The sequence below is a fragment of the Micromonospora globosa genome, assembly GCF_000717585.1.
GTDB classification, from domain to species: Bacteria; Actinomycetota; Actinomycetes; order Mycobacteriales; family Micromonosporaceae; genus Micromonospora; species Micromonospora aurantiaca.
Map to the genome: position 1 here is coordinate 21,372 of NZ_JNZR01000048.1, position 8,123 is coordinate 29,494.

Genomic DNA, 8,123 nt, shown 5'->3' on the forward strand with positions numbered 1-8,123 from the left:
GTCACATGCAGCTGAACCTCACCGGCCGTAGCGTGCTCGTCCTCGACGGGAGCGCACCCGCCGCCGTCACGGTCAGTGCGCTGCTGCACAGGCGCGCCCTGGTCACCGTCGCCGCGCCGGCCGTGTGCGCCGCGCTGGAGGACCTCGCCCTCCGCGGGCGCCTGACCTGGGTCACCACCCCGGTCGACGAGAGCCGGTTCGACGTCGTGCTGCGTACCGTCGCCCCCTCGGAGGCCGGGGCACCGGCAGCGGTCCGAACGGCCGGACACGTCACGCTGGTCGGCGCCGGCCCGGGCGATCCAGGGCTGGTCACCGTCGCCGGACGCGCGGCCGTCAAGCAGGCCGACGTGATCCTCACCGACCGGCTCGCCCCGTGGGAGGCCCTGAAGTGGGCGCGCCCGGACGCCGAGATCATCGACGTCACCAAGGTCCCGTACGGGCGGAGCACGAGCCAGGAACAGATCAACGCGCTGCTCGTCGAGCACGCCCGCGCCGGACGGCACGTTGTGCGGTTCAAGGGCGGCGACTCGTACGTCTTCGGCCGCGGCTTCGAGGAAGTCACCGCGTGCGCCGAAGCCGGCGTCCCCACCACCGTGATACCCGGCGTGACCTCCAGCATCGCGGCCCCGGAGCTGGCCGGCATCCCGGTCACCCACCGCGGACTCGTGCAAGGCTTCACCGTCATCTCCGGCCACGTACCGCCCGGCCATCCCGACTCGTCGATCGACTACGCCGCCCTCGCCCGCACCGGCACCACCCTCGTGGTGCTGATGGGCATGCGCAACCTCGCGGCCATCGCCGACGCGCTCGTCGCCGCCGGTCTCGACCGGAACACACCATGCGCCGTCGTCGCGGACGCCGCCTCGGCCGGCCAGCGGGTGCTGCGCAGTACCCTCGCCGACGTCGTCGCCGACACCGCCGAGGCCGGCATCGGCGCGCCCGCCGTAACGGTGATCGGCCACGTCGTCGCCCTCGGACCGGCCGCCGTGCAGGCAGTCGCGACAGCGTCGCGTTGCTCCGATACCTGATATGGTCGTGCCACCCTGCTGAAGGAAGCCGGTGTGAATCCGGCGCAGTCGCGCTACTGTGACGCCGCTCGCGGCGAAGCCAGACCCTCCAGCCAGGTCGACCACCCATCGACGGGACGCAGCATCCCAAGGAGTGTCATGCCTCAGGCGACCACGGCCATTCCGGCCGTTCTTCCCACCATCCCCGTTCGCGCGCTCGCCCCCTGGGCGCTGTTCTTCGCGCTGGTCACCGCCGTCGTCCTGTATTTCGTGGGCGCCGAGCAGGGAGCTTTCTCCGTCTTCGAGGGCACCTTCATCCACGAGCTGACGCACGACGCACGGCACGTGCTGGGCTTCCCCTGCCACTGACACCACGCCACGCGGCAGTTCGCCCGGCCCGGCCGGAGTTTTCGTCTTTCCTCGTCACCGGCGCTGCGGGCGTTTCGTGCTGCCCGCGGCCGGCTCTCGAACGGACCCTTGATGACCCCTCGCACTTTTCTCGTTCACGGGCTGCTGGCCGGGCTCATCGCCGGTTTCGCGGCCTTCCTCGTCTCCTACGTCGTCGCCGAACCCCAGGTCGATGCAGCCATCGCCCTGGAGGAAGCCGGTGCCGCCGAGCACCCGCACGACAATGCCACCGCCGAGCAGTCTCACAGCCACGATGAGGAGGAGGCCGAAGTCTCGCGTGGCACCCAGTCCACCGGGGGCCTGGCACTGGGCACCATCCTGGTGGGCATCGTCCTCGGTGGAGCGACCGCGCTCGCTGCCGCCTTCGCCGCCGGGCGTCTGGGCTCCCTGTCCGCACGGGCCAGCACCGCGGTGGTCGCCGCCGTCGGTTTCGTCGCCACCGCCCTCGTGCCGTTCCTCAAGTACCCCGCCACACCACCGGCGGTCGGCTCCGGTGACACGATCAACGAGCGGACCGCGCTGTACTTCGGGTTCTGGGCACTGAGCCTGGCCGCCGCGATCGGCGCCGTGGTCCTGGCCCGGCGTCTGCTGCCCCAGCTGGGCGCATACTCGGCGGTGCTGGCCGGTGCCGGCGCCTATCTCGTGGTCGTCGTGGTCGCCGGGGCTCTGCTGCCGACGGTCAACGAGGTCGGCGGCTTCCCGGCCGACACACTCTGGTACTTCCGCATCTCGTCGATCACGACCCTGGCCGCGACTTGGGCGGTCCTGGGTGCAGTGCTGACCGGTCTGGTCGGACGCGACGCGGACCGTGCCGCCGAGCGGCTGCGCCGCCAGGAGCTGGCGGCCACGCTCTGAACCTTCCCGGCTGAACCTCGCGTCAGGGTGCGGGCAACGCCCGCACCCACGCCAGGGCGGCGTCCACGTCACGGACCAGCGGCACTCCGGCCGGCGGCCCGGCGCGGCGCACGATCACGACCGGCATCGCCCGCTCGGCGGCGACCTCCAGCTTCGCGACCGTGTGGTCACCGCCGGAGTCCTTGGTAACTAGAACGTCCGTGCCCGCCATCACCTCCCGCTCGTGCGCGAGGGTGTAGGGACCGCGGCTGCGCAGCAGCTTCCACGACACCGGCAGGACGATGTCGGGCTCGTCCACCACGCGAACCAGGCACGCGTGCCGGCGCAACGGTTCGACGAAGTGCGCCAGCGACTGCCGTCCGACGGTGAGGAACGGCCGGTCGCCCAGACCGGCCGCCACCCGGGCAGCTTCACTGTGGTCACCGGCCCAGTACCAGGCCGACGCCTCGGGGCGAGCGGCCCAGCCGGGCCGTTCCAAACGGAGCAGGGGAACCCCGGCGGCCGGGCACGCCGCCGCCGCGTTGGCGCTGATCTTCTCCGCGAACGGGTGCGTCGCGTCGACCACGGCACGCACCCGGGTCTCCGCCAGGTACGCGGCCAGTCCTGCGATCCCGCCGAAGCCACCGACGCGGACCTGCCCCACCGGCAGCCGGGGACGCGCGACCCGCCCCGCCAGTGAGGTCACGACCACGGCACCGTCGTCGACGAGCGAGGCCGCCAGCGCGCGGGCCTCGCCCGTCCCACCGAGCACGAGAATCCTCACGCGTAGGGTCCGATCACCGGCGCCGCGGGAGCGCCCCGCTCGGCTAGGTTCAGCAGCGCGTCGACCTCCAGGTGTTTCTCCGCCAGGTCGGCGAGCAGATCCAGCCGGGCCTGCCGGGCCGGCTCTGCGCCCGCCGCCAGCGCCTGCACCCACTGAGCATGGCCGATCTCCGCCCCACCCGCACACGCCATCGAATTGTTCGCCATGTTCCGTGCCTTGAACGGAGCGACCCGAACACCGCGCCGTGCGAACGCCCGGCACAACGCGGTCGTCACCCGGCTCTTGCCCGCGTCCGACGTCGTGCCCGCCACCATGAGCCGCCCGGTTCGGCGAGCCTGTCCTTCCACCGCCCCAGTATCGCCTGCTGTCCATCCGCCGGACCGCCGGGCTCGGCGTGGGCGAGGTCCAGCCCGGGCTGGTGTCCGACGCTGCCCATCACTTCGGCCATCAGCAACGTGACCTCATGGACGAGTTCGTCCATGCTCTGCCCTGTCTGTGACTGGACCAGGGCCAAGGGCGAGTTCGGCGAGCAGCATGAAACCCGGGTGCGCACGGTCTCGTCGCCGATGGCGCCCAGCAGTTCCTCGGCGCCGGCGAAGTCACCGCGGTGTCTGGCCGCAATGACTCCCGCCGCCTGCTGCGCCGCGAGGAACGCCGGCCCAGCGCCGGCCTCGGTCATCGTGCCAGGATGATCGGGTTGCCGGCGCGGGGCGCGTCGAACCGCCGGGTCACGTCCGACCAGTGAACCGGTGGCCGCGTCGAGCGCCGCGTGCAGCAAACGGTTTCGCGCCGTCGAGGAAACACCTGTGCACGAATACGCCCAGACGCGCGGCCATCTGCTCGGCGAGCTGGTGGATCGTGTCGTGGCCAGCGTGGTGGGTGACCGACCGGGCACCGGCAGCACGTGCCGGGTCATGACGGCGGCCGGAACTCAATGACGGTCCGCCCGTCGTGAACCCGCACGTCTGCGTCGACGCCGTACACGTCGGCGAGCAGCGCCGGGGTGAGCACCCGTGCGGGTGGTCCCGCGGCGACGACCCGGCCGTGGTGCAGCACGACGACGGTGTCGCAGAACATGACGGCCAGGTTGAGGTCGTGCAGCGCGGCGAGGGCGGTGACCTGCGATCGGCGGACCAGGTGCAGCAGCTGAAGCTGGTGGCCGATGTCGAGGTGGTTGGTGGGTTCGTCGAGCAGCAGCAGTTCCGGCTCCTGGGCCAGCGCGCGGGCGAGCTGGACGCGCTGGCGTTCCCCACCGGACAGGGTCTGCCACTTACGGTCGGCGAACCCGGCCAGGTCGACCCGGCCCAGTGCCTCGACCGCGGCGGCATGGTCGCTGCCGGTGTCGGACCAGCGGGTCCGGCGGTGCGGGATGCGGCCGAGCAGGACCACGTCGCGGACGGTCAGGTCGAGGTCGGTCTCGGCGTGCTGGGCCAGCAACGCGATGCGCCGGGCCAGGGCAAGGCGCCGCAGCCGAGTCACGTCGTCGCCTGCGAGTGTGATGTTGCCGGTATCCGGGCGCACCAGGGCGGCGACGGCCCGCAGCAGGGTGGTCTTGCCGGAGCCGTTCGGGCCGAGCAGCCCGACCAGGCTGCCCGCCGGGACGGTGCCGGTGACGTGGTCGAGGATGCGGGCGGCGGGCACCGCCCACGAGACGTCGGAGATCTGAAGCATCAGCCGCGTACCTCCCGGCGGCGCAGGATCAGGAAGAACGCCGGCACCCCGACCAGTGCCGTCAGCACCCCGACCGGCAGCTCACGCGGTTCGAAGACGGTGCGGGCGGCGGTGTCGACCCAGGTCAGGAAGATGGCGCCGGCGAGCACGGCGACCGGTAGCAGCCGCCGGTGGTCCGGTCCGGTGATCAGGCGGGCGGCGTGCGGGAGGATCAGCCCGGCGAACCCGATCGCGCCGCTGACCGCGACCAGCACGGCGGTCAGCAGGGCGGTGCCGACCAGCAGCAGCCACCGCAGCCGGTTCACCTCGACGCCGAGGCTCGCGGCGGCCTCCTCACCGAAGGCGAAGGCGTTGAGGGTACGGGCGTGCCAGCCGACCACCGCCAGCACCACGACCAGCACCGGTACCGCCCAGCCCAGGGCCGTCCAGTCGGCGCGGGCCATTGACCCGGACAGCCAGAACGTGATGCTCTGCGTGGCGTGCGGGTCGGCCACCCAGATGATCACGAAAGAGGTCAGTGCCGCGCACAGTTGTCCCACCGCGACCCCGGTCAGCACCACGCGCGTCGGCGACAATGCCCCGAACCTCCCGGCCAGGCCCACGACCAGCAGGAACGCGACAAGGGCGCCGAGGAAGGCGCCGCCGGTCAGCGCGGCTACGCCACTACCGATGCCGGCCACGACCACCAGGACCGCGCCCAGCGACGCCCCTGAGGAGACCCCGAGCAGGTACGGGTCCGCCAGGGGATTGCGGGTGACGGTCTGCATGACCGCACCGGCCGCGGCCAGGCCCGCCCCCACCGTGGCGGCGCCGAGAACCCGGGGCAAACGTAGGTCCCAGACGATGTGGTCGCGCAGCAGCGGCACGTCCGAGTTCGCGAGTCCCAGGTGGCCGGCGACGACCGTCCACACCGTCCCGACAGTCAGGTCGGCCGGGCCGATGGTGACCGCGACGGCCACCGACAGCACCAGACCGGCGACCAGAGCCAGCACGAGCGCGGCCAGGCCGACCGCCCGCACCGGGCGGTGGGTGCGCACCGGGGCGGGCCGGGTGGTGACGGCGGTCAGCTCGGGGCCCCGGACGGCAGCGCGGCGATGCCCTGGGCGAGGGCTTCGACGCCGAGGACGTTGCGGACACCGGCCGTGGTTGACGAGAACGGGATCACCACGTACCACTGCTGTTTGACCGCGGGCAGGTCCTTGAGGGTGCGGTGCCCGGCGAGGAAGGTCTTCTTCTGCGCGGCGGGATCCCAGCTCGCGTCGACGAGCACGATGACCTCGGGGTTGCGGTCGGTGACGGTCTCCCAGCTTGTGTCGCCCCAGCTGCCGGTGAGGTCGGCGAAGGCGTTGGTGACCCCGGCCGCCGACATGATCATGTTGGGGGCGCCGCAGCAGGCGCCGACGCTCGGGGCGTCGCTGCCGCCGTCCCACCACATGACCTTCACGTTGCGGGCGGTGCCTGCGGCCGTGGCGATGCGGCCCTCGTGGTCGGCGATCAGCTTCTCGCCGCGGTCGCTCACCCCGAAGATCGCCGCGAGCTCACGGATCTCGGTGAACACGTCGCCGATGGCGAGCTTCGCCTGCCGGGTCTGCGCCGGGCACCCGGCAGGGGAGATGTAGGTGCCGACGCCGAGTTTCTGCCAGTCGGCGCGGTCACCGACCCCCTCGTCACCGAACGCGCTGTTGTACGACGCGTACACGAAATCGGGTTCAGCCTCGAGCAGCTTCTCCTTGGTCGGGTACTCCTTGGCCAGCACCGGGATCTTCGCGTAGGCGTCCGCGTAGGCGGGCAGGATCGCGTCGTCGAGGTAGGCCGTGCCGATCATCCGATCTTGCAGGCCCAGGGCCAGCATGATCTCCGTGGCGGCCTGGTTCATGGTGACGACCCGCATCGGTGGCGCCGCGATGGTCACCGGGGTGCCGCAGTTGGTCACCGCGACCGGTCCAGCGGACACCGCCGGTGGTGCGGCAGCAGGCTTGGCATCGGCGCCGCAGCCGGTGAGCAGCACAGTGGACAGCAACAACGGCGCGGCAACGCGCCAGGGCATGGGGAACCGCACAGCGGGACCGCCTTCCAACACCTCGTGGACGGGGACGAACGTGCCGTGGCCGGTCTCCTGGCTGACGGGACAAGCAACCGCCGGCCGGCCTTCCCAGGCATCTCTGCCCAGTGACCTCGCGAAACGACGAGGGCCGACGGTCTCCCGATCACAGTGGCGAGGGCCGCGCCGGCATCACACCGGCTTCCCGAACACCACGGCGTCCCCACCATAACGGCCCGCGTTCGCCGCGGATCCGGTCCGGGCACCCGCTGTGGGAAATCCGACGCGCCGGACCGGCCTCGGCGTGGCTGTCGGCCCGCAACCCATCCGGCTCCTTTCTCGTGCGCGGTGGCTGGGCGAGGGCACGTGATCGACAGTGAGCGCCGTGGCTGAGGCTGAGCAGCAATACGTGAGCGCAGGTGCGAGGCCACGTCCGCCGGCGACCGGCTCCTCGGTCGTGGGCATGAGGCCGGCGATGCAGACGTCGAAGAGCTCGACGAGCGAGCACGGTACTTCGCGATCTGGATCGCCATCCGACCTGCGTTGCCGACGGCGCCGAGGACAAGGACGCGCTGGCCCGCGGTGAAGTTGATGCGGCGCGTCAGCGCGATCCAGGATGACATCGCCCGGGTTCATGGCGGTGGCGATCCGCACCGGGTCCACGCCGTCGGGTAGAACCACGCTGCGCGAGGGTCGATCAGGGTGCGTTCGGCGAAGGTTCCAAGGGGCGTATCGTGCAGGACCACGCAGCGGACGTTGCCCTTCTCGTCGCGTACCACGCCGTCCACGCCGGGGACGAGCGGGAAGATGTTGTTGCTGGTCCCCGGCGATCGGCATCTGGGCGGCGACCAGTGCGCTGGGCTTCGCCGCCGGGCCGCCGATCGGCGGACTCGTCCTGGCTCACCTGCCCTGGGGTGCGATCTTCCTGGTGAACGTCCCGATCGTGGTGATCTGCCTGCTCGCCGGCCGGATACTGGTCCCGGAATCGCGGGACCCGGCCGGTGGACGCTCGACCTGGGCGGGGCGACGCTGTCCACCGCCGGCCTGACCGCGATCGTCTCCCCGGGTTCCGCCCACGTCCCCGCCGGTCAGGTGGCCAGGCGCAGGTGACGCCGCTGCCGCAGCCGCACCGCGACAGCCCGCCACGACCAGCAACGTGAGCGCGGCAGCGAAGGCCAGCCCGTCGGTCAGGCCTGCCTCCAGCTCGCGCAACGTGGTGGAGCGGTAGGTGGACGGCGAGCGACGCCGGTCCCGATCCGGGCCGGCGTCGCTCGCCGTCGGGCTCAGAGTGTGGTTTCGCTGGTGAGGCCGAAGTAGTCGTGCCATTTGGTGCTGGGGGCGAATGTGGTGCCGGTGGAGAGTGCGACGTAGATGTCGT

Annotated in this window: 7 protein-coding genes, 3 pseudogenes and 2 riboswitches; of the genes and pseudogenes, 4 read left to right on the forward strand and 6 right to left on the reverse strand. The window is 71.8% G+C overall.

Going from position 1 to position 8,123, the window contains the following annotated elements:
• Positions 1-5 precede the first annotated feature (5 nt).
• From cobA to IF06_RS0130060, 3 genes are all read left to right on the forward strand, one after another.
• A complete protein-coding gene (cobA, locus tag IF06_RS0130050) occupies positions 6-1,028 on the forward strand; it encodes a uroporphyrinogen-III C-methyltransferase (protein WP_030275082.1) in 1,023 nt (340 codons plus the stop codon).
• Positions 1,028-1,168: riboswitch (adenosylcobalamin (AdoCbl) riboswitch) on the forward strand. (Overlaps the previous gene by 1 nt.)
• Positions 1,167-1,376: a CbtB domain-containing protein gene (locus IF06_RS0130055; protein WP_013476133.1), complete on the forward strand. Its 210-nt coding sequence runs from the start codon at positions 1,167-1,169 to the stop codon at positions 1,374-1,376. Its footprint overlaps the riboswitch before it by 2 nt.
• A 111-nt stretch (positions 1,377-1,487) precedes the next feature.
• The gene (locus IF06_RS0130060) at positions 1,488-2,270 is read left to right on the forward strand and encodes a CbtA family protein (RefSeq protein WP_030275084.1); all 783 of its coding nucleotides are present in this window, start codon (positions 1,488-1,490) and stop codon (positions 2,268-2,270) included.
• A gap of 22 nt (positions 2,271-2,292) precedes the next feature.
• Here the strand turns inward: IF06_RS0130060 and IF06_RS0130065 are convergent, their stop codons facing one another.
• The 6 genes and pseudogenes from IF06_RS0130065 to IF06_RS0130090 all read right to left on the reverse strand — a co-directional run bounded on the left by IF06_RS0130065 (position 2,293) and on the right by IF06_RS0130090 (position 6,751).
• Positions 2,293-3,021 (reverse strand): cobalt-precorrin-6A reductase, encoded by a 729-nt coding sequence (locus IF06_RS0130065; protein ID WP_013476131.1) that lies wholly within the window; start codon positions 3,019-3,021, stop codon positions 2,293-2,295.
• 131 nt (positions 3,022-3,152) lie between these two features.
• Positions 3,153-3,347, reverse strand: a pseudogene (locus IF06_RS34505) (cobyric acid synthase CobQ); the annotation flags it as partial.
• Complete coding sequence (locus IF06_RS34510; protein ID WP_232236799.1) at positions 3,305-3,712, reverse strand: hypothetical protein; 408 nt, start codon at positions 3,710-3,712, stop codon at positions 3,305-3,307. The pseudogene IF06_RS34505 and the gene IF06_RS34510, both read right to left, overlap by 43 nt.
• Positions 3,713-4,196: 484 nt before the next feature.
• Positions 4,197-4,704, reverse strand: a pseudogene (locus IF06_RS0130080) (ABC transporter ATP-binding protein); the annotation flags it as partial.
• Positions 4,704-5,741 (reverse strand): FecCD family ABC transporter permease, encoded by a 1,038-nt coding sequence (locus IF06_RS0130085; protein ID WP_073827192.1) that lies wholly within the window; start codon positions 5,739-5,741, stop codon positions 4,704-4,706. The gene IF06_RS0130085 and the pseudogene IF06_RS0130080, both read right to left, overlap by 1 nt.
• A gap of 26 nt (positions 5,742-5,767) precedes the next feature.
• The gene (locus IF06_RS0130090) at positions 5,768-6,751 is read right to left on the reverse strand and encodes an ABC transporter substrate-binding protein (RefSeq protein ID WP_013476127.1); all 984 of its coding nucleotides are present in this window, start codon (positions 6,749-6,751) and stop codon (positions 5,768-5,770) included.
• Positions 6,752-6,792: 41 nt separating this feature from the next.
• Positions 6,793-6,977, reverse strand: a riboswitch (cobalamin riboswitch).
• Between the two features lie 588 nt (positions 6,978-7,565).
• Between IF06_RS0130090 and IF06_RS33375 the strand changes: the two are divergent.
• Positions 7,566-7,804 (forward strand): annotated as a pseudogene (locus IF06_RS33375) (MFS transporter); the annotation flags it as partial.
• Positions 7,805-8,123: the final 319 nt, after the last annotated feature.